Below are 20,118 nucleotides of genomic sequence, written 5' to 3'. Positions count from 1 at the left end.
GTTTTTCGATGCCGCGAAGAGGGCGCAGGACGTGCCGGCAGATCGCGTCGTCGTGGTGGTTAACCGCGCTCTGCACTGACTCGCGCGCTCTTTTCAGCGTATCCTTAACTCCTTTGTGTCCTTTGCATCCCTGAGGAGATTTTTTCGTGACCCCGCCGCCGGACTCCCACCGGACTGCTACTTCGACTGCTCCTGCTTCGACCGCTTCTTCGACCGCTTCCGCCGTGCCCGACATCCCATACCTCGAACGCGGCACACGCGCGTACTGGCGCGCCAGCATCGCGTTGCTGTTCGCCGGTTACGCGACGTTCTCGCTACTCTATTGCGTGCAGCCCTTGCTGCCGTCTTTTTCGACGGCGTTCAACGTGACGCCGGCACAAAGCAGCCTGTCACTCTCGTTGACCACGGCCGCGCTCGCGCTTGCGGTGTTCGTCGCCGGCTTCGTTTCGGAAGGCTGGAGCCGTCACAAGCTGATGACGCTGTCGCTCACCCTTTCCGCGCTGCTGACCATCGGTGTGTCGATCGCGCCGCAGTGGCACCAACTGCTCGTGCTGCGCACGCTCGAAGGTCTCGCGCTCGGCGGCGTGCCCGCCGTCGCGATGGCCTATCTCGCGGAAGAAGTGCATCCCGACGGGCTCGGCCTCGCGATGGGACTCTATGTCGGCGGCACGGCGATCGGCGGGATGGCCGGACGCGTGATCACCGGCGTCGTCGCGGATCTGTTTTCGTGGCGTGTCGCGATCGGCACGATCGGCGTGCTCGGCATTCTGTCGATGCTCGCGTTTCGCGCGCTGCTGCCACCGTCACGCCATTTCGTACCGCGGCGCGGACTCGGCTTTACGCATCACCGCACTGCCCTGCTCAAGCAATTCACGCGACCCGGACTGTCGCTGCTGTTTCTGCTCGGCTTCGTGCTGATGGGCAGCTTCGTCACGCTGTACAACTACATCGGCTACCGCTTGCTCGCGCCGCCTTATCAATTGAATCAGACGGAGATCGGCGCGATCTTCGTCGTGTATCTGACAGGCGTGGTCGCCTCGCCGTGGTCGGGGCGCATGGCCGATAACTTCGGCCGCGCTCGCGTGCTCACCGCCAGCTTGCTGTTGATGGTGCTCGGTCTCGCGCTCACCATGTTGCAGCCGTTGGCGGCGATCGCGGCCGGCATCGCGTGCGTGACGTTCGGCTTCTTCGCCGGACATTCGGTGGCGAGCAGTTGGGTCGGACGCCTCGCCAAGGATGCCAAAGGTCAGGCCGCCGCCCTGTATCTGCTCGCGTATTACATCGGGTCCAGCGTGGTCGGCTCGTATGGCGGTCACGTGTGGGCCGGTTTCGGATGGAACGGTGTCGCGGGACTGGTGGGCGTGCTGCTCATCATCGGACTGGTTGCAACGATGCGCTTGCGCGGACGTGAGCAACCTCGCATCTGATGCTCGCGCGACGACCCAACGCGCATTGAATGACGCTAAAACGTAAGGCCGACGTAAACGAACGCGACATTTTTTGCGTCGCATTTGCTGCGTCGCGGCAATCGCGGCGGCCCTTGCCGCACCGGGTTCAGCGGCTTGCGAATAGCCGCTGCAGCGCCGCAAAGCGCCGTCATATCGACTTCACTTGTCTCCTATACTCAAATCGAGCGTGGGCGGTGCATGACTCCATAAATCGAGCCGCCGCCTTCGCCGGAATACATATGGAGACAAGAATGACGACCTACTTCACGATCGGCGATTTCATCCTGGTCATTCCGATGGCGTTGGCCGGGGCTTTGTTTGTCGGTGCGCTTCCCTGCAAGACGGAATTCCGGCACAACGCGTTGCGCGTGCTTGGCGCGCTGATCGGCGTAGTGTTCGCGGTCGTGCTGGTCGAAGGTTTGCCGGCGCTCGTCTAAAAGAAAAAAGCCGCCCCGTGGGCGGCTTTTCTATTGCTGCGGCGTGAAGGACCAAGGCGCGGGGATCAGATCGCCTGATCCGTGGACGGCTTTTCCCACAGGTTGATGCCACCTTCGGTCGCGTAGCGGTCGATCTCGGCCAGTTCGTCCTTCGAGAACGCGAGATTCTTCAGTGCACCGACGTTCTCGCGCACCTGCTCCGCACGGCTTGCGCCGATCAGCACGGACGTCACGCGCGGATCGCGCAGCGCCCAGGCGAGCGCCATCTGCGCCAGGCTCTGGCCGCGACGTTGCGCGATGTCGTTGAGCTTGCGCACGTGTTCGATGTTTTGCGCGCTCAAATGCTCCTGCTTCAACGATCCACCGCCCGGCTTGTTGACGCGCGCGTCTTCCGGCACGCCGTTCAGGTATTTGCCGGTGAGCAGACCCTGAGCGAGCGGCGTGAACGCGATGGCGCCGGCACCGACCTTCTCGAGCGTATCCAGCAACTCGTGTTCGATCCAGCGATTGAGCATGTTGTACGCGGGCTGATGAATCAGCAGCGGCACCTTGTACCCGGCGAGCAGCTTCGCCATTTCGAGCGTTTTGGTTGCCGAGTACGACGAAATCCCGATGTACAGCGCCTTGCCCTGCTGCACGGCGCTCGCCAACGCGCCCGCGGTTTCTTCGAGCGGCGTATCGGCATCGAAACGATGCGAATAGAAAATATCGACGTAGTCGAGGCCCATGCGTTGCAGGCTCTGATCGAGACTCGCGAGCACGTATTTGCGCGAACCGCCGCCTTGACCGTACGGACCCGGCCACATGTCCCAACCGGCCTTCGACGAAATCAGCAGCTCATCGCGATACGGCTTGAAGTCGTCCTTGAAAAGCCGGCCGAAATTGGTTTCGGCGCTGCCGTACGGCGGCCCGTAGTTGTTGGCGAGGTCGAAGTGCGTGATACCCAGGTCGAAGGCCGTGCGCAAGATGTCGCGCTGCGTGGAGATCGGCGTGGTGTCGCCGAAGTTGTGCCACAGTCCGAGCGACAGCGCCGGCAGTTTGAGACCCGACTTGCCGCAGACGCGGTACTGCATATCCGAATAGCGTTCTGAAGCTGCTTCGTAAGCCATTGCTAGTGTCCTTGATGGTGAAGGCGCCCGACCAGTGCGGGCATGGGCAATTGCATGCTGCGGGAGGCGTGCTGCTGTATTTTTGTAGGAGGGGGTGCGGCCAGACCGCTATGGTAGCGAATCGACGCGATGCATGCAGACACCCAGTATGCGGGATGGACGATCGCCTGCGGCTCCCCTACACTTTGCCCGACTCAAGCTCATGGGAGAGGTAGATGACGAAGGCGATTTCCATCGCGTTGATTGTCGGCGGTGTCGTGCTGCTGTATTTCGGCGGGCAGGCGTTCAATTCGGTGAGTAGCGACGTCTCGCGCGTCTTTACCGGTTCACCGACCAACAAGGCGATCATGCTGATCGTGGGCGGCGTCGTGGCCACGATCGCCGGATTGACGGGAATGGCTTTGTCGGGACGCAAGCGCTAACGGCGTGCGCGAGCGCGCGGCGCTTCGGATTTTCAGCGTGTGAAGCCGATGCGCCGCCGCGAGAGATCGAAAACCTAGAACGCCACTTCGGGCTTCGCAGCCGAACGGGTGCCAGGCAACGGCACGTTGCTCGCGCCGTGATAGGTGTACACCAGCGAAAACTTCACCTGATCGCTGATGTTCTTGCCGGCCGAATGCAGCGTATTGCAGTGAAAGAACACCACGTCGCCGGCCTTCAGTTCAGGCGACACCGCCGTGCGAATCCATTCCTGATTTTCTTCCAGATCGGAGCGGAAGAATTTGGACTGATCGAACCGGTCGGAGGTGAACGCGGCGCTGTGCGACTTCGGAACCAGCCACAGCGCGCCGTTATCCACCGTCTCCGCGCCGACTGCAAGCCACACCGAAACCAGATCGTCCCGCTCGAACGACCAATACCGCACGTCGCGATGCCAGCCGGTCAAGCTGCCGTACGCCGGATGCTTGGTCATCATGCAGTTATGGTGTGCGCGTGACAGACGCGGCTCCTCGCCGAAATACAGTTCCATCCAGCCGCGAATTTCCGGCGCGGTCGCCCACTGCGCGAAACTCGGATGACGTCCATACGCATCCAGCAGCCGCCGCACCGTATGGCCGCCGGGCGCCTGTTTGGAGCTCGGTGCGCCGGGATACTGCAGATCCGCTTCGAACTCGATCGGCGCGGCTGCTTCCTGCAACTGACGCTGCGCAATCTGCTTCAATTCATCGCCACGCTCGGGCGACATCAATCCGGGCACCACGACAAAACCCTGCTCCCGCAACGTCTGAATCTGCTCTTTCTTGGAATGAAGTGACATGGTGTTCCGTTACTGTCGACAAGCTGATGCCCGATTGTAAAACGGGCGCGATCGCACAGTGTGCTGTTTCACCGCCGCAAAACCGCAGCTTACGCACTGCTTTCATGCGTCGTGCTCGATTTCATGGCACTTCAAACGGGCAAGCACGCACAAAAATCGACCGCAAAGGGCGCGACCCCGCAGCCGCAAATCGCGATCTACCCCGTAAAAACCCGTATTTGCAGGGTAAAAACGGACTTTATGACGTCACGAATCGCGTGTAACCTGCGCTGCATGTTGATCGTCACTCCCGCACTTTCGCGCCGCGCACAGGCCACCAAGGCCGACTCCGCTGTACTCCGTGCATTTTTCAGTCGAATTCCAGGCTTTCGCGCCGTCCATCGCGACACCGCCATTGGCACATTTGGTGCTCTTCATGGCGCACATTCCGTCGCGCGACACGTTGCCTACTTGTGAAGCCATGCATACTCTCCTGAGCACCCGTCTTACCCGCGCCGCACTGAAAGCGGCGCGTCCTGCGCGCCGCCATGTCGTGCGCGCGCTGCGCCATCACGCCACCCGCACCCGCGCGCTGGGCGAACAATGGCGCGATGCCAAAGCCGTCGACGGCATTCGCACCTGGTTCAACACGTTCTTCTCCGCCTTGCGTCTGCAAGGCAGCTCGCGCCGTTTTTCGCTGCGCACGCTGCTGCGCAAACCGACGCCGCTGCGCCTCACCGCGCAACGCGCACCCGTCGCCGTGCCGCAGAACACGAGCCGCCGCCCGCGTCGGATGTCGACGAATGGCAGCACCGGCTGGTTCGCGTTCGCGTTTGCGAGCCGTTAAGGCGAGTACAGAACACGCTGCTCGACCCGCGCGGTTCCAAGCACTACGCGCTGACGATGCGAAAGCCCATCGCGGCCGGTGAAGCCGCGGGTCGATTGCGCAGCAAAGCGACCGCCGCAAAGTAAAAAACCCTGCTGGCTCACGCCCGCAGGGTTTTTTGTTGAAACGGACAACTCGCGCTTATTCGGCCAGCGCGGCAACCGGTTCCGTGCCAGCGGCTTCGGCGAGCGCCAATGCCTTGTCCGTGGATTCCCACGTGAATTCCGGCTCTTCGCGGCCAAAGTGACCGTAAGCCGCGCTCTTCTCGTAGATCGGGCGCAGCAGATCGAGCATCTGGATGATGCCCTTCGGACGCAGGTCGAAATGCTCCTGCACCAGACGCGTGATAGTCGCATCCGACACGCGGCCCGTGCCGAACGTGTTCACCATGACCGACGTCGGCTGGGCGACGCCGATGGCGTACGACACCTGAATCAGGCAGCGCGAAGCGAGGCCCGCGGCCACGATGTTCTTCGCGACATAACGGCCGGCGTAGGCCGCCGAACGGTCGACCTTCGACGGATCCTTGCCGGAGAACGCGCCGCCGCCGTGCGGTGCGGCACCGCCGTACGTATCGACGATGATCTTGCGGCCGGTCAAACCGCAATCGCCTTGCGGACCACCGATCACGAAACGACCCGTCGGGTTCACCAGGAACTTGATGTCGCCCTTGATGAGTTCGGCCGGCAGCGTCGGCTTGATGACTTCTTCGATCACGGCTTCGCGCAGCGTGCCCAGATCGATGTCCGGCGAATGCTGCGTGGACAGCACCACGGTGTCGATCGAATGCGGCTTGCCGTCGACATAACGCACTGTGACTTGCGACTTCGCGTCCGGACGCAGCCAGGGCAGACGGCCGTCACGGCGCAGATTTGCCTGACGCTCCACCAGACGGTGCGACAGGTGGATCGGCAGCGGCATCAGTTCCGGCGTTTCTTCGCACGCGTAGCCGAACATCAGGCCCTGGTCGCCGGCGCCTTGATCGAGGTTGTTGTCGTGCGCGCGGTCCACGCCCTGGGCGATGTCCGGCGATTGCTTGTCGTATGCGACGAGCACCGCGCAGCCGCGGTAATCGATGCCGTAGTCGGTGTTGTCGTAGCCGATGCGCTTGATCGTGTTGCGCGCAACCTGGATGTAATCGACGTTCGCGGTGGTGGTGATTTCACCGGCCAGAACGACGAGACCAGTGTTGCACAGCGTTTCCGCGGCGACACGCGAGTATTTGTCCTGAGCGAGGATGGCGTCGAGAATGGCGTCCGAAATCTGATCCGCGACTTTGTCGGGATGGCCTTCGGAGACGGATTCGGAAGTGAAGAGATAGTCGTTTGCCACGTTGCAGACTCCTGTTTTGTGGTTACGGTTGAGTTTCACGTAGCCAGCTTCGGGAGCCTTGAAGCGGCGACGCTTTAGCGGATTACCTTACCGGGAGGCGCAAATCACATGGTTTGCAGCCACCGGCTTCGCCCCGCAAGTTGTCTATTAACTCGGCGAAGCCCTTATTATAGCGACTTCTTATGATTGTCACAGAGTGTCCAAGAGTGCGGCATTACGTCAACTTTTCCGCTTTCCTGAAGCCTGCCTTGCCCCGCGCATCTTTTCAGGGGGTGGCATGCTGAGCCGCTATGGCGCCAAACTCGCGATCGGGCTGCTGAAACTGTTTGCACTGTTACCTTATGGTGTCATCGCCCGTCTCGGTGACGGACTCGGCTGGCTGCTGTATCAGATCCCGAGCCGGCGCAAACGCATCGTCCATATCAATCTGAAGCTGTGCTTCCCCGAATGGAGCGACAAGCGCCGTGAAGACGTCGCGCAGAAGCATTTCCGCCACGCGATCCGCAGCTACCTCGAGCGCAGCGTGCAGTGGTTCGGCTCGGCGAAGAAGCTCGAAAAGCTGATCCAGGTCGACAGCGAAATCGATCTGACCGACCCGAATCTGCCGCCCACGCTGCTCCTCGGCCTGCACTTCGTCGGCATCGAAGCCGGTGCAATCTTCCTGAACTACTCACTCAAGCGCCAATGCGGCTCGCTGTATCAGCCGATGTCGAATCCCGAGCTCGAGGAAGTCGCCAAAGCCGCGCGGGCGCGCTTCGGCGCGGACATGGCGAGCCGCGCCGACAGCGCGCGCATCGTGCTGCGCTGGCTCCGCGACGGCAAGCCGGTGATGCTCGGCGCCGATATGGACTACGGCGCTCGCAACTCCACCTTCGTGCCGTTCTTCGGCGTGCCGACCTGCACGCTGACCGCGGTGGGGCGTCTGGCCAAGGTCGGCCACGCGCAGGTCGTGCCGTTCATCGGCGAAGTGCTGCCGAATTACAAAGGCTACCGCCTCAAGGTGTTCAAGCCGTGGGAAAACTACCCGACCGGTGACGACGATGCGGACGCCCGTCGCATGAATGCTTTCCTGGAAGAGCAGATTCCGTTGATGCCCGAGCAGTACTACTGGGTGCATAAGCGCTTCAAAACCCGGCCGCCGGGCGAACCGAGCGTGTATTGAACGGGCCGCCTTCGCGGTGTGCGAAGAAAGCGCCCGGACGCGGAAATAACGCGGCGTTCGGGCGCACCCAACGGCGCGTCACTTACAATAGCGTGATGAAACTGAAATTCACCAAAATGCACGGCGCGGGCAATGACTTCGTCGTGCTCGACGGCTACACCCAACCGGTCAACCTGACGCCGGCGCAGGTGCGCGCGCTCGCGGACCGGCATTTCGGCGTCGGCGCCGACCAGTTGCTGCTGGTCGAAAAGCCCACGGTGGCCGGCGTCGATTTCAGATATCGCATCTTCAATTGCGACGGCGGCGAGGTCGAGCATTGCGGCAACGGCGCGCGCTGCTTCGTCAAGTTCGTGCGCGACAGCGGCCTCACCGATCAACGCAGCGTGCGCGTGCAGGTGCAAAAGGGCACCATCACGCTGACCATGCAGGAAAACGGCGAAGTGCTGGTCGACATGGGCTCGCCCGTGTTCGACCCGGAACGCGTACCGTTCGCCACCAAAGGCCTGGAAGGCCGCCGCGAAGGCGCGGACACGCTCTGGCCGCTCGACGTGAGCGGCACGACGCGCTGGATTTCGGTGGTGTCGATGGGCAACCCGCACGCCGTGCAAGTGGTCGACGACGTCGAAGCATTCCCGGTGCTGGTCGAAGGCCCGGTGATCGAGCGTCATGCGCGTTTTCCGCAGCGGGTGAACGCGGGCTTCATGCAGATCGTCGGCCGCAGCGAGATCAAGCTGCGCGTGTACGAACGCGGCGCGGGCGAAACGCTGGCGTGCGGAACGGGCGCCTGCGCGGCCGTCGCGGCCGGCATCCGGCGCGGGCTGCTGGACGCACCGGTGCTCGTGCACACGCACGGCGGCACACTCACCATCACGTGGGACAGCACGCAAGCAGACGAGCCGCTGCTGATGGCCGGGCCTGCCGCGACCGTCTTCGAAGGCGAAATCGAACTGCCCGACTCATTAGCCGATTCACAGGCCGCATAAACTCATTGACCGATGCTTCGCCTCAAGGCGTCGCCCCGTAGTCCTTTAGCCGAAACCATGAACGATCGCGAAGTCGCCGAATATCTGCTCGCCAATCCTGAATTTTTCGCCGAACACGCGGAAATGCTCGCGACGATCCGCCTCGCGAATCCACACGGCAAAGCCGCGGTGTCGCTGCAGGAACGGCAGATGGAAATGCTGCGCGACAAGAACAAGCATCTCGAACGACGCCTCGCCGAACTCCTGCGCTACGGCCACGAGAACGACAGCATCGCGTCGAAATTCAACCGCTGGACCATTCGCGTGATGGCTGAGCGCGATCCGTATGCGCTGCCGCGCACGATCGCCACCGGTTTGCGCGACATCTTCGACGTGCCGCAAGCCGCGCTGCGCGTGTGGGATGTGGCCGAGCCGTATGCTCAGGCCGACTTCGCACGCCATGTCGGCGAGGAAGTGCGCATCTTCGCTAATAGCCTGACCACGCCGTATTGCGGCGCGAATACCGGCTTCGAGGCGGCGCAGTGGCTGGCGCCGTCCGTGGCCGCCGTGGCCGCCGTGAGCGACGAGGGCGCGGCCGGCCACGCCGCGTCCGAGTTGGCGCACGCCACGGAATCGATCGCCCTGCTCGCGCTGCGCGATCCCGAAGGCAAGGAAGAAGCGCCGACCTTCGGCCTGCTGGTGATGGGCTCGGCCGACGCGCGCCGCTTCCACGACGGCATGGCCACCGATTTCCTGACGCAGATCGGCGCGCTGGCCAGCGCCGCGCTGAGCCGTCTGTTGCCGCGTTGAGCCGCATCTAGCTCCGCGCCAGCCGCTCAACAAGCCCATCGTGACCGCCGCCGACCCGATCGCCGCCTATCTGTCGAATCTCGAACACGAGCGGCGGCTGTCGGCACATACGCTGCGCGGCTACACCCACGAACTCGAAGAACTCAAGCAGTTGGCCAAAGGCAGGCCGCTCGAAAGCCTGACCGCCGTGGACATTCGCGGCGCCGTTTCGCGAGCGCACGCCGGCGGCCTGACGGCGCGCTCAATCAGTCACCGGCTGTCGGCGTGGCGCGCGTTTTACCGCTGGCTCGCCGGCCGGGTCGATCTGCCGGCCAATCCGGTCGCGACCGTGCGCGCGCCGAAGCAGCCTAAAACGCTGCCCAAAGCGCTTTCCGTCGACGACGCCACGCGCCTGATGGAAAGTCCGCCCGCTGCATCGCCCGAAGGTTTGCGCGATCACGCCATGCTCGAACTGTTCTACTCGTCGGGGCTGCGGCTCGCGGAACTGGTCGGTCTCGATGCCCGTTTCGCCGATGCCGACGGCTACCGCTCGGCCGGCTGGCTCAAGCTCGATTCCGCCGAAGTCGAAGTGCTCGGCAAGGGCAATCGGCGCCGCGTCGTGCCGGTCGGCAGCAAGGCGCTGGAAGCCTTGAGCGCCTGGCTCGCCGTCCGTGACCAGATGGTGAAGCACGATCCGCATCCACTGTTCCTGTCGGTGCGCGGCAATCGACTGTCGCCGAACGTCGTGCGTGAGCGCGTGAAGCGCGCGGCACTGGTCGCCGGCATTCCCGCCAATGTGCATCCGCACGTGCTGCGGCATTCGTTCGCCACGCACGTGCTGCAGTCGAGCGGCGATCTGCGCGCCGTGCAGGAACTGCTTGGCCACGCCAGCATCACCGCGACGCAGGTCTACACCGCGCTCGATTTCCAGCATCTCGCGCACGTCTACGATCAGGCTCATCCGCGCGCCAAAAAACGCGACTGACTCCGCGACTCGCGGCGTGCAGTCTCCGCCTTCGCTTCACCTGCCGCGTGCGCTAAGCCGCGCGGCCCATTGCTCTCTCTGACACCCTGATGAATACCGTTACGCTCAAACCGTCGAAAGAAAAGTCGCTGCTGCGCCGCCATCCGTGGGTCTATGCCAACGCGATCGACCGGATCGACGGCAATCCCGCGCCCGGCGCCACCGTGCTGGTGCGCGCGCACGACGGCCGTTTTCTCGCGCGCGCGGCCTACAGCCCGCACTCGCAGATCCGCGCCCGCGTGTGGAGTTTCGACGAATCCGAGCCGATCGATCACGCGTTCTTCAAGCGGCGCGTGCAGCGCGCGCTCGCCCATCGTCAGACGATGGTCCACGACACCGGCGCGGTCCGGCTGATTTTCGGCGAGGCGGACGGCCTGCCGGGCTTGATCGTCGATCACTACGTTGCCGAGGACGAAGGCCAGCGCAGCCAGTTGGTCTGCCAGTTCATGGCGGCGGGCGTCGAGGCGTGGAAGGAAGCGATCGTTGCGGCGCTGACGGGCGCGACCGGCTGTCCGAATGTCTACGAACGCTCGGACGTGTCGATTCGTCAGAAGGAAGGACTTGAACAGGTCACGGGCGTGCTGGCGGGCGAAGCGCCGTCGGAAGCGTTGATTGCGAGCGAAAACGGCGTGCGTTATCACGTCGACGTGCGCAACGGCCACAAGACCGGTTTTTACGTCGACCAGCGCGACAACCGCCTGCTGGTGCAACAGCTCGCGCAGGATCGCGAGGTACTGAACTGCTTCTGCTACACCGGCGGATTCTCGCTCGCAGCGTTGAAAGGCGGCGCCAAACGGGTGGTGTCGATCGATTCGTCGGGCGACGCGCTGGCGATCGCCCAGCAAAACGTGGCGGCCAATGGTTTCGACGCCGAACGCGCCGCCTGGCTCGACGCCGACGCGTTCAAAACACTGCGCCGCCTTTACGACGACGGCGAGCGCTTCGACCTGATCGTGCTCGATCCGCCGAAATTCGCGCCGTCGCGTGAACATGTGGACCGCGCGTCGCGCGCTTACAAGGACATCAACCTGACCGGGCTGAAGCTGCTGCGCCCGGGCGGCCTGCTCTTCACCTATTCGTGCTCCGGCGCGATCGACGCCGAACTGTTCCAGAAAATCGTCTCCGGCGCGGCCGCCGACGCGCGCGTGGACGCCCGGATTCTCAAGCGACTGGGGGCCGGCGTGGATCACCCGTTGCTCACCGCGTTCCCGGAAGGCGAATACCTGAAGGGCCTGCTGTTGCAAATCGCCTGATCGCCCATAGTTTTAGGGGATATTTCCGGCGCCACCGGCATCGGTGAAAGCGGGCTCGAACAGGGGCTCGCCAACGCCGGCTCGGCAGATATGTTTCAATAACCGCCTGGACAGGGCAGCGCGCCACCCGGCTGCGCGCCCGGCCTACGCATTCGCTATTCACCCGATTACGCACCGTTTCACGACAATACAGGCGACCAATATGATTCCAGTCACCATCCTGACCGGCTTTCTCGGCAGCGGCAAAACCACCCTGCTCAAGCGCATCCTGAATGAAAAGCACGGCATGAAGATCGCCGTGATCGAGAACGAGTTCGGCGAAGAGAACATCGACAACGAAATCCTCGTACAAGACACGGGCGAGCAGATCATCCAGATGAGCAACGGCTGCATCTGCTGCACGATTCGCGGCGACCTGTCGCGCGTGCTGGGCGATCTGGCGGCGCAGAAACAGTCCGGCAAACTGGATTTCGACCGCGTCGTGATCGAAACCACGGGCCTCGCCAATCCGGGCCCCGTTGCGCAGACGTTCTTCATGGATGACCAGATCGCCAACGAATTCCTGCTGGACGCGATCATCACGCTGGTCGACGCCAAGCACGCGAACCACCAGCTGGATGAGCACGAAGTCGTGCAGCGCCAGGTCGGTTTCGCCGACCGCCTGTTCATCACCAAGTCCGATCTGGTCGATGAAAAGCAACTGGCCGATCTGCGCCACCGCCTGCTGCACATGAACCCGAGGGCGGCGATCAAGGTCGTCAATTTCGGCGAAGCGGACATCAAGGAAATCTTCGACCTGCGCGGCTTCAACCTGAATTCGAAGCTCGAGATCGATCCGGACTTCCTCGTCGAAGACGAACATGCGCACAGCCACGCTCACGCGCATGACGAGCACGGCCACACTCACGACGATCACGCCGACTGCGATCACGACCACGGGCAGTGCGATCACGAAGGCCACGATCACGCGCATCACCACCATGCGCACCACGACGACAAGATCAAGTCGTTCGTCTACCGCAACGACCGGCCGTTCGATCCGAACAAGCTGGAAGACTTTCTCGGCGGCATTCTGCAGATTTACGGCGAGCGCCTGCTGCGTTACAAGGGCGTGCTGTATATGAAGGGTGTCGACCGCAAGGTGGTATTTCAGGGCGTGCATCAGATGATGGGCAGCGATCTGGCCGCGAAATGGCAGCCGATCGAGAAAAAGACCAACAAGATGGTGTTTATCGGCATCGAACTGCCGCAAGACCTGATCACCGACGGTCTGGACGCCTGCCTCGCGTGATATGCGTGGCGCCCCGGCTTGTCCGGGGCTTGTCATTCAGTCGGAGCGACAGCCCGCTCGGCGCCGCGCGGCGCGGCATGCACCGTGCTGCCAGGCCCAAAATGGGTGTATTCGTAAAGCGCGCGGCCGCCAAATCATCTGCTGAATCCGCCCGCCGGCAGTCGAAAGCTGACTGAAAAGTCGCGCGTGTGAAAAGCACGTGAAAACCCTGCTGTATTAAAGCGTGCACGACCATCGCTTTTTGATCGTGCGCGCGTTATATTTTCGGGATATCGGGGTGCCGCACGGGGATTTTCACCACTTGCGGTGCTAGATTGTGATTCAGTTACAATACGTGCCCACTGGAGAATGACAACGAATTGCCCCGTCAGCGCGTATTCCGCGCCGGGCCTGAAAGGCGCCGGAAAATCTTATCCGGACGATACGCCGACAATGCCGGCTGGCAGCGCCTGAAAAGGCGCGCTGTCGGCAAGCAATGCCTCAGGAGCATCTGAGAATCGGTTTCCAGAGGAGTTCGGCCCCGCATTAGCGTTGCGACGCCCGGCGTGTGGGCGCCAAGCGCTTCGGCGTCACGACAGTCCATCGTCCGTGCCCGCCTTGGCGCTCCGCGTCCTCGAGGCGCATTTGCGGGCAATACGAAAGTGCGGGCACTATGTAAGAGTTTTGCCTCACATTGAAGAAGTAAGCCAGATGACGACGAAACGACTCTTGACCGAAGCCGAAATCCTGAAGATGAGCGACAAGGATTACATGAATGAGGATCAGCTCGCCTTCTTCAAGAACAAGCTCGAACAGCTGCAGGCGGACATTCTCCGCAATGCCGGCCAGACGACCGAAAACCTGCGCGAAACGGTAATCGTGCCGGACCCGGCCGACCGCGCGACGATCGAGGAAGAGCATGCGCTCGAACTGCGCACGCGCGACCGCGAGCGCAAGCTGCTGAAGAAGGTGCAGCAGTCGATCGCGCGCATCGATTCGGGCGACTACGGCTGGTGCGAAGAAACCGGTGAGCCGATCGGCATCCCGCGTTTGCTCGCACGGCCCACGGCCACCCTGTCGCTCGAAGCGCAGGAGCGCCGCGAACTGCGCCAGAAGCTGTTCGGCGACTGAAGGCTTGCGGCGCGGCTTCGGCTCCGCGCCCTGAAACGCTGCTTCGTCGAGAGGCGCACGGTGAGCCGTGCGCCTTTTTCTTTTGTGTGATGCTTTCTTTCGCGCCGCCTTGACGCTGGCTTTACGCGGCTTCCCGGCGAACGTCCGCTGCGGCTGTCTTTCTGTCTCTTCCCTTGCACGCGGTGCCCACTCTTGCGCGCGTCGTCCGCTCCTCGCACCAATTCGCGTGTTTTTTGTCTTATGCCATTTGCCGGCTCTTGATATGACCGCGCACGCCCTAAAATAAATCGGGCATGCGCTGCACGAGCGCGCGCCGGCCGGTTCGTTTGTTAGCGTCGCGCGCCGTCCGCTTTCAGGATTCATGCGGTAGCGCAGTGCGCTGCCGCGTCCTACCCGTTTTGCAAAGAGGAACGCATATGGAGCAATTTCACGGCACGACGATCGTCTCCGTGCGCCGCGGCGATAAGGTCGCGCTCGGCGGCGACGGCCAAGTGACGCTAGGCAACATCGTCATGAAAGGCGGTGCGAAGAAAGTCCGGCGCATCTATAACGGCAAGGTGCTGGTCGGCTTCGCCGGCGGCACAGCCGACGCCTTCTCGCTGCTCGACCGCTTCGAAGCGAAGCTGGAAAAACATCAAGGCAACCTCACGCGCGCCGCCGTCGAACTCGCCAAAGACTGGCGCACCGACCGCATGCTGCGCCGTCTCGAGGCCATGCTGATCGCCGCGGACGCCACCACCACGCTGGTCATCACCGGCAACGGCGACGTGCTCGATCCGGAAGGCGGCATCTGCGCGATCGGCTCGGGCGGCGCCTATGCGCAAGCCGCCGCGAAAGCGCTCTCCGACAACACTGACCTGTCGCCCCGTGAAATCGTGGAGAAGTCGCTGGAGATTGCCGGCGACATGTGCATCTACACGAACCATAACCGCGTTATCGAGACGATCGAGTAAGGACCCACGATGAGCACCATGACCCCTGCCGAGATCGTCTCGGAACTCGACAAACACATCATTGGCCAAGGCCGCGCGAAAAAAGCGGTGGCCGTGGCGCTGCGCAATCGCTGGCGCCGTCAGCAGGTTGAAGATCCGCTGCGTCAGGAAATCACGCCGAAGAACATTCTGATGATCGGACCGACCGGCGTCGGCAAGACCGAAATCGCGCGGCGTCTGGCGAAACTGGCCGACGCGCCGTTCATCAAGATCGAAGCGACCAAGTTCACCGAAGTCGGCTATGTGGGCCGTGACGTGGACAGCATCGTGCGCGACCTGATCGAAATCTCGGTCAAGCAGACGCGCGAAACGGAAATGCGCAAAGTGCGGACCAAGGCCGAAGATCAGGCCGAAGACCGCATTCTCGACATTCTGCTGCCGAGCGCGCGCCCGGTCGGCTTCGGCGCAAGCTCGAGCGCGGCTGATACCGTCGACGAAGGCAGCACCACGCGCCAGACATTCCGCAAGCGCCTGCGCGAAGGCCTGCTCGACGACAAGGAAATCGAGCTCGACGTGGAACAGCCGCAAGTCGGCATGGACATCATGGGGCCGCCGGGCATGGAAGACATGACCGAGCAGATCCGTTCGATGTTCGCGAACATCGGCGGCGGCAAGAAAACGCGCCGCAAGATGAAGGTGAAGGAAGCGCTGAAAGTCCTCACCGACGAAGAAGCCGGCAAGATGTTGAACGACGAAGAGGTGAAAACCAAGGCGGTACAGAACGTCGAGCAGAACGGCATTGTGTTTCTCGACGAGATCGACAAGATCGCCTCGCGCAACGAAGCCGGCGGCGGCGAAGTCTCGCGGCAGGGCGTGCAGCGCGATCTGTTGCCGCTGGTCGAAGGCACCACGATCAACACCAAGTACGGCATGGTGAAGACCGATCACATTCTGTTCATCGCGAGCGGTGCATTCCACCTGGCCAAGCCGAGCGATCTGATTCCCGAACTGCAGGGCCGCTTTCCGATTCGCGTCGAACTGGACTCGCTCTCGGTGAACGACTTCGAATCGATCCTGGTGTCCACGGACGCGAGCCTCGTCAAGCAATATCAGGCACTGCTCGCCACCGAAGACGTGCACCTCGAATTCGCGGACGACGGCATTCGCCGCCTCGCCGAGATCGCGTACTCGGTGAACGAGAAGACCGAGAACATCGGTGCACGGCGTCTCTACACGGTGATCGAAAAGCTGCTCGAGGAAGTCTCGTTTGCGGCCGGTAATCACTCGGGCAGGACGGTGCAGATCGACGCGGCCTATGTCGATCGCGCGCTGAACGAAGTCGCGGAAGACGAGGATCTCTCGCGCTACGTGCTGTGAAGTCGATGCTGAGATTGCCTCGAGCTGTTGTGTTCCCTGCTTGAGGCAAAACAGATGTGATGCGTATAAAAAACGGGCTACCTTTTGATCAGGCAGCCCGTTTTTATTTGCTTACGACAAGCGGAACTAGAACTCCGCGCTTACTGTTTGACCGGCCGCTTCGCCAGCTTGCGTTGCAGCGTGCGTCGATGCATGTTCAACGCGCGCGCGGTAGCGGAAATATTGCCGCCGTGCTCGGCGAGCACGCGTTGAATATGCTCCCACTCCAGCCGCGCCACCGACAACGGCGTGGGATGCTCGATCGCCTCTTCTGCTTGCAGTGCGCTCGCCTCACTTTGCAGCGCCGACAGAATCGTCTCGACGTTGGCAGGCTTAGCCAGGTAATTATCGGCACCGTCTTTCACTGCCTGCACCGCGGTGGCGATGCTCGCATAGCCGGTCAGCACCAGCATGCGCGCGTCGGGCTGCAAATCGCGCAAGGGCGCGACGAGCGTCAGACCGGAGTCGTTGCCGAGATGCAGATCCACCGTGATCTGGCTGAACTTCTGCTGATTCGCCAGCTTGATCGCCTCATCAGCGTTGTGCGCTTCGCTCACCGTGTAACCGCGCCGGGTGAGACCGCGTGCGAGGATGCCGGAGAACACCTCATCGTCGTCGATCACCAGAAAATTCATATCGCTCATGCCTGTTTCTCCGTGTTGGATGGCGCAGCGCCTTGACGGCCTTTGCCAGAAAATTTGCGCCCGGCGAGCGGCAGCTTCAGGACCGCGCGCGTACCACGCGGCTTGATCGTGCTGACATCGGTCAGTTCGATCGATCCCTTCAGACGCGCCGCCGCCGAAAAAGCCAGATAGAGGCCCACGCCGTGTCCACCTTGCGTACTCTCGACCGGCACCGCGCCGAGCGAGCCACGCAACGTGGCCGGAATGCCCGGGCCCGCATCACATACTTCGAATACGATCTGGTCGCCGCGTGACGCCAGCGTGCAGGACAGCGTCACGTGATCGCGGCTTGCACGCGCGGCGTTGTCGAGCAAAATCGTGAGAATCTGGCTCACCGCAACCGTATCGTCAAGACTGACATCTTCCGGCGGCACGCCGATCCGCTCGAATTTCACATGCGGATGACGCAAGCGCCACTGCTCGCCGAACGATTCGAGCCACTCGCCGACCTGCTGCCGGTTGGTGGTTGTCGACGCCCGGCTGCGCAAGCGCGCAAGCGCCGACGTACACAATGTCATTTGTTGTTCGAGCAGTTCGAGATCGGCGCTATAAGGTGCAAGTCCCTTATCGGAACGCGCTGCATCTCGCAATTCTTCGGACAACATGGCAATTGTAGACAACGGCGTACCGATTTCGTGCGCAACGGTAGCGGCCTGCACACCCAGAGCGACCGCGCGTTCGTCGTGAAGCAAGCGCTGCTGCGCGTCTCCGAGCGCTGCGTCACGTAGCCGCAATGCTCGCGACATGCGCGCAACGAACCATGCAATGAGGCCGACACTGACCATGAAGTTCACCCACATGCCCGCGCGGTAGTAGTCGAACAGGTTCGCGGGATTGTCGAGATTCAGCGGCACGGAATCGAAACCGAGGACCGCGTAGCAGGCCACGGCGAACGCCGCGAGCCACGCCATCAGATGCCACGGCAACACGGCAGCGGCAATCGCGAGCGATGGCAGGTAGAGCGAAACGAAGGGATTAGTGGTGCCGCCGGAGAGAAACAACAATGCGGACAACGCGCCCAGATCGACCCAGATCTGGCCGAACAATTCCATGTTGGATTCGGGCCGCTGCTGCGAGACGCGCCACCATGTAATCCCGTTGAAGATCACTTCGAGCGCGATCACGAGCAGCATGGCAGGCAACGGCAGGTGCACACCGATGAAGATCTGCACGAACGCGATCGTCATCAACTGGCCAATGATCGCGAGACAGCGTAGCCAGAACAGATGTCCGAGATTGACGCGGCCGGTGTTGGTTATTCGATGCATGACTTTAATTTACCTGTTCGGACTAGTCCGACTTACCTCGCGGCTTCGCGCCGGTAACATGGAATTTTTGCGATAGCGCCTAACGGGGACGATCTTTTCTTCGATTCCTCCATCGTGCAACCCATCCATGCTACCTACTTCCGACGAGGCCGATGCCTCCTCAGCTTTCCTGACTGTTCTGCGACAAGCCGCCGCAGCTCGGCAAAACGGCACGGCACAGGCCGAAGCTGAATGCCTCGACGCCGCGGCGCGAATTCATCCGCTCGACTATGCGTCGCTCGATTCGCTCATCGCCAGGCTACTCGAACAACACCGTTCCGGCGACGCAGTCGAACTCGCCGCCATTATTGCTCAACTCGATCCGCACAACGCGCTTGCGCACTTTCGTCTCGGCCACACGCTGCAGATGGCGAATCGGCATCACGAGGCCATTGCCCCGTACCGTCATGCACTCGCAATCGATCCGCGATTGCCGCGCCTACGCAACAATCTCGCCGCGGCACTGACGTTTACCGGCGGCGACCTGAACGAACAGATCGCGCTTCTGGAAAGCGCCGTCCGCGATGAGCCTCACGATGGCAACGGCTGGACCAATCTCACGCACGCTTACCGCACGAATATGGATCTGCCGCGCGCGCTCGAAGCCGGCGCAAAGGCCGTGCAATGCGCACCGCATAGCCCGCTGGCGCACAACAACTATGCGCTGACGCTGCGTGAGGCGCAACGCTGGGACGACGCGATGCAAGCCGCCCAAACCGCTTGCGCGCTGGCCCCCAACGACGCCTCCATGCACTCCAATCTCTCCATGCTGCAACTCGTGCGTGGCGACTACGCGCACGGCTGGGCATCGCACGAGGCACGCTGGGACGGCTCTTCGGAATTGGGCGGCAACGGTCCTGTGATGCCGGCGCCGCTTTGGCGTGGCGAACCGCTCGCGGGCAAGACGCTGCTCGTGTGGGGCGAACAAGGCATGGGCGACCTCCTGCAGTTCTGCCGCTATATCTCGATGCTGGCCGAGCGCGTACATCGCGAAGGCGGCCGTCTCATCTGGAATTCGTTTCCGCAGATGGGCGCGCTGCTTTCGCGCAGCCTGGGCGGTCATGCAGACGAGTTTTCGGCCGGCGGCGGTGTCGAATCGCTACCCGCGTTCGACTACGAGATTCCGTTGCTGAGCCTGCCGCTAATATTCGACACGCACGAGGAAACGATTCCGGCGGCACCCTATTTGCGAGCGGACCCGGCAGCCGCCAAGTCGTGGCAAAAGCGGCTTGCCGGCGAATCACGGCTCAAAGTCGGACTGACATGGACGGGCAGCCACGGCCATCAACGCAATCCGTTCCGGCGTGTCGGCTGGGAACGCTATGCGGCTTACTTCGGCGGCATGCAGGACATGGCGTTCTATTCATTGCAACCGGGCGCCGGCGCGGACGTGGTGGCAGCGCGCACGGCCGGCTTGCCGATGACCGACTACACCGCCGAATTCGCCACCTTCGACGACACCGCCGCGTTTGTGGGCGCGCTCGATCTTGTCATTACGGTTTGCACCTCTGCGGCGCATCTTAGCGGTGCAATCGGCCAGCGCACCTGGGTGTTGCTCGACGTCAACCCCCACTGGGTCTGGTTGCTCGACCGCGGCGACAGCCCGTGGTATCCAAGCGCCACGCTGTATCGGCAGCCGCAATTCGGTCGGTGGGAGCCGGCGCTGGAAGCCGTCGCGCGTGATTTGAGCGCGCTTGCGGCCCAGCACCGCCGTGCGGCTTGAGCCAGTGACGCTTTCGT

General features: G+C 62.5%; 20 protein-coding genes. 15 read left to right on the top strand and 5 right to left on the bottom strand.

The window, feature by feature from the left end:
• Positions 1–146: 146 nt before the first annotated feature.
• Together P0D73_RS25380 and P0D73_RS25375 are read left to right on the top strand one after the other, a co-directional pair.
• On the top strand, positions 147–1,427 hold the full coding sequence (locus P0D73_RS25380) for an MFS transporter (protein WP_408284392.1): 1,281 nt from the start codon (positions 147–149) through the stop codon (positions 1,425–1,427).
• 272 nt (positions 1,428–1,699) lie between these two features.
• Positions 1,700–1,885: a hypothetical protein gene (locus tag P0D73_RS25375; RefSeq protein WP_007179669.1), complete on the top strand. Its 186-nt coding sequence runs from the start codon at positions 1,700–1,702 to the stop codon at positions 1,883–1,885.
• A gap of 65 nt (positions 1,886–1,950) precedes the next feature.
• Here P0D73_RS25375 and mgrA read toward each other — a convergent pair whose 3' ends face one another.
• On the bottom strand, positions 1,951–2,994 hold the full coding sequence (gene mgrA / locus P0D73_RS25370) for an L-glyceraldehyde 3-phosphate reductase (protein ID WP_408176215.1): 1,044 nt from the start codon (positions 2,992–2,994) through the stop codon (positions 1,951–1,953).
• Positions 2,995–3,209: 215 nt separating this feature from the next.
• On the opposite strand from mgrA, the gene P0D73_RS25365 reads away from it, so the two are divergent.
• The gene (locus P0D73_RS25365; protein ID WP_132376382.1) at positions 3,210–3,416 is read left to right on the top strand and encodes a DUF3185 family protein; all 207 of its coding nucleotides are present in this window, start codon (positions 3,210–3,212) and stop codon (positions 3,414–3,416) included.
• Between the two features lie 74 nt (positions 3,417–3,490).
• Here P0D73_RS25365 and P0D73_RS25360 read toward each other — a convergent pair whose 3' ends face one another.
• A complete protein-coding gene (locus tag P0D73_RS25360; protein ID WP_408433228.1) occupies positions 3,491–4,252 on the bottom strand; it encodes a phytanoyl-CoA dioxygenase family protein in 762 nt (253 codons plus the stop codon).
• 60 nt (positions 4,253–4,312) lie between these two features.
• Between P0D73_RS25360 and P0D73_RS25355 the strand changes: the two genes are divergently transcribed.
• Together P0D73_RS25355 and P0D73_RS25350 are read left to right on the top strand one after the other, a co-directional pair.
• Positions 4,313–4,708, top strand: a complete 396-nt coding sequence (locus P0D73_RS25355; protein ID WP_408176218.1) for a hypothetical protein — start codon at positions 4,313–4,315, stop codon at positions 4,706–4,708.
• A 4-nt stretch (positions 4,709–4,712) separates the two neighbouring features.
• Positions 4,713–5,078, top strand: a complete 366-nt coding sequence (locus P0D73_RS25350; protein WP_132376385.1) for a hypothetical protein — start codon at positions 4,713–4,715, stop codon at positions 5,076–5,078.
• Positions 5,079–5,258: 180 nt separating this feature from the next.
• Here the strand turns inward: P0D73_RS25350 and metK are convergent, their stop codons facing one another.
• Complete coding sequence (gene metK / locus P0D73_RS25345) at positions 5,259–6,449, bottom strand: methionine adenosyltransferase (protein ID WP_132376386.1); 1,191 nt, start codon at positions 6,447–6,449, stop codon at positions 5,259–5,261.
• Positions 6,450–6,726: 277 nt separating this feature from the next.
• Between metK and P0D73_RS25340 the strand changes: the two genes are divergently transcribed.
• The 9 genes from P0D73_RS25340 to hslU all read left to right on the top strand — a co-directional run bounded on the left by P0D73_RS25340 (position 6,727) and on the right by hslU (position 16,349).
• A complete protein-coding gene (locus tag P0D73_RS25340; protein ID WP_408284401.1) occupies positions 6,727–7,611 on the top strand; it encodes a lipid A biosynthesis lauroyl acyltransferase in 885 nt (294 codons plus the stop codon).
• Between the two features lie 95 nt (positions 7,612–7,706).
• Positions 7,707–8,594: a diaminopimelate epimerase gene (gene dapF, locus P0D73_RS25335; RefSeq protein WP_408176222.1), complete on the top strand. Its 888-nt coding sequence runs from the start codon at positions 7,707–7,709 to the stop codon at positions 8,592–8,594.
• A gap of 57 nt (positions 8,595–8,651) precedes the next feature.
• Complete coding sequence (locus tag P0D73_RS25330) at positions 8,652–9,383, top strand: DUF484 family protein (RefSeq protein ID WP_408433225.1); 732 nt, start codon at positions 8,652–8,654, stop codon at positions 9,381–9,383.
• A gap of 40 nt (positions 9,384–9,423) precedes the next feature.
• Entirely contained in the window at positions 9,424–10,347 is a 924-nt protein-coding gene (xerC, locus tag P0D73_RS25325) for a tyrosine recombinase XerC (protein WP_408433223.1), read from the top strand.
• Positions 10,348–10,436: 89 nt separating this feature from the next.
• Positions 10,437–11,639 (top strand): class I SAM-dependent rRNA methyltransferase, encoded by a 1,203-nt coding sequence (locus tag P0D73_RS25320; RefSeq protein ID WP_408312686.1) that lies wholly within the window; start codon positions 10,437–10,439, stop codon positions 11,637–11,639.
• A 202-nt stretch (positions 11,640–11,841) separates the two neighbouring features.
• Complete coding sequence (locus P0D73_RS25315) at positions 11,842–12,930, top strand: CobW family GTP-binding protein (protein WP_132376392.1); 1,089 nt, start codon at positions 11,842–11,844, stop codon at positions 12,928–12,930.
• A 690-nt stretch (positions 12,931–13,620) separates the two neighbouring features.
• On the top strand, positions 13,621–14,040 hold the full coding sequence (gene dksA, locus P0D73_RS25310) for an RNA polymerase-binding protein DksA (RefSeq protein WP_012431412.1): 420 nt from the start codon (positions 13,621–13,623) through the stop codon (positions 14,038–14,040).
• A gap of 416 nt (positions 14,041–14,456) precedes the next feature.
• Positions 14,457–14,993, top strand: coding sequence for an ATP-dependent protease subunit HslV (gene hslV, locus P0D73_RS25305; protein ID WP_132376393.1), 537 nt, complete (start codon positions 14,457–14,459; stop codon positions 14,991–14,993).
• Positions 14,994–15,002: 9 nt separating this feature from the next.
• Positions 15,003–16,349 carry an ATP-dependent protease ATPase subunit HslU gene (gene hslU, locus P0D73_RS25300; protein ID WP_132376394.1) on the top strand — a complete coding sequence of 449 codons (1,347 nt, stop codon included), beginning with the start codon at positions 15,003–15,005 and terminating at the stop codon, positions 16,347–16,349.
• Positions 16,350–16,489: 140 nt separating this feature from the next.
• On the opposite strand, the gene P0D73_RS25295 is transcribed toward hslU, so the two are convergent.
• Together P0D73_RS25295 and P0D73_RS25290 are read right to left on the bottom strand one after the other, a co-directional pair.
• Positions 16,490–17,032 carry a response regulator transcription factor gene (locus P0D73_RS25295; protein WP_012431409.1) on the bottom strand — a complete coding sequence of 181 codons (543 nt, stop codon included), beginning with the start codon at positions 17,030–17,032 and terminating at the stop codon, positions 16,490–16,492.
• On the bottom strand, positions 17,029–18,339 hold the full coding sequence (locus P0D73_RS25290; RefSeq protein ID WP_408176227.1) for an ATP-binding protein: 1,311 nt from the start codon (positions 18,337–18,339) through the stop codon (positions 17,029–17,031). Before P0D73_RS25290 ends, P0D73_RS25295 begins: the two co-directional genes overlap by 4 nt.
• 127 nt (positions 18,340–18,466) lie before the next feature.
• Here P0D73_RS25290 and P0D73_RS25285 point away from each other — a divergent pair, with 127 nt between their 5' ends.
• The gene (locus P0D73_RS25285; protein ID WP_408433220.1) at positions 18,467–20,101 is read left to right on the top strand and encodes a tetratricopeptide repeat protein; all 1,635 of its coding nucleotides are present in this window, start codon (positions 18,467–18,469) and stop codon (positions 20,099–20,101) included.
• Positions 20,102–20,118: the final 17 nt, after the last annotated feature.

The sequence above is a fragment of the Paraburkholderia sp. RL18-101-BIB-B genome, from assembly GCF_046026985.1.
Taxonomy (GTDB): domain Bacteria; phylum Pseudomonadota; class Gammaproteobacteria; order Burkholderiales; family Burkholderiaceae; genus Paraburkholderia.
Note: the sequence above shows the minus strand (reverse complement) of the source record. Positions and strands in the feature narration are given on the sequence as shown.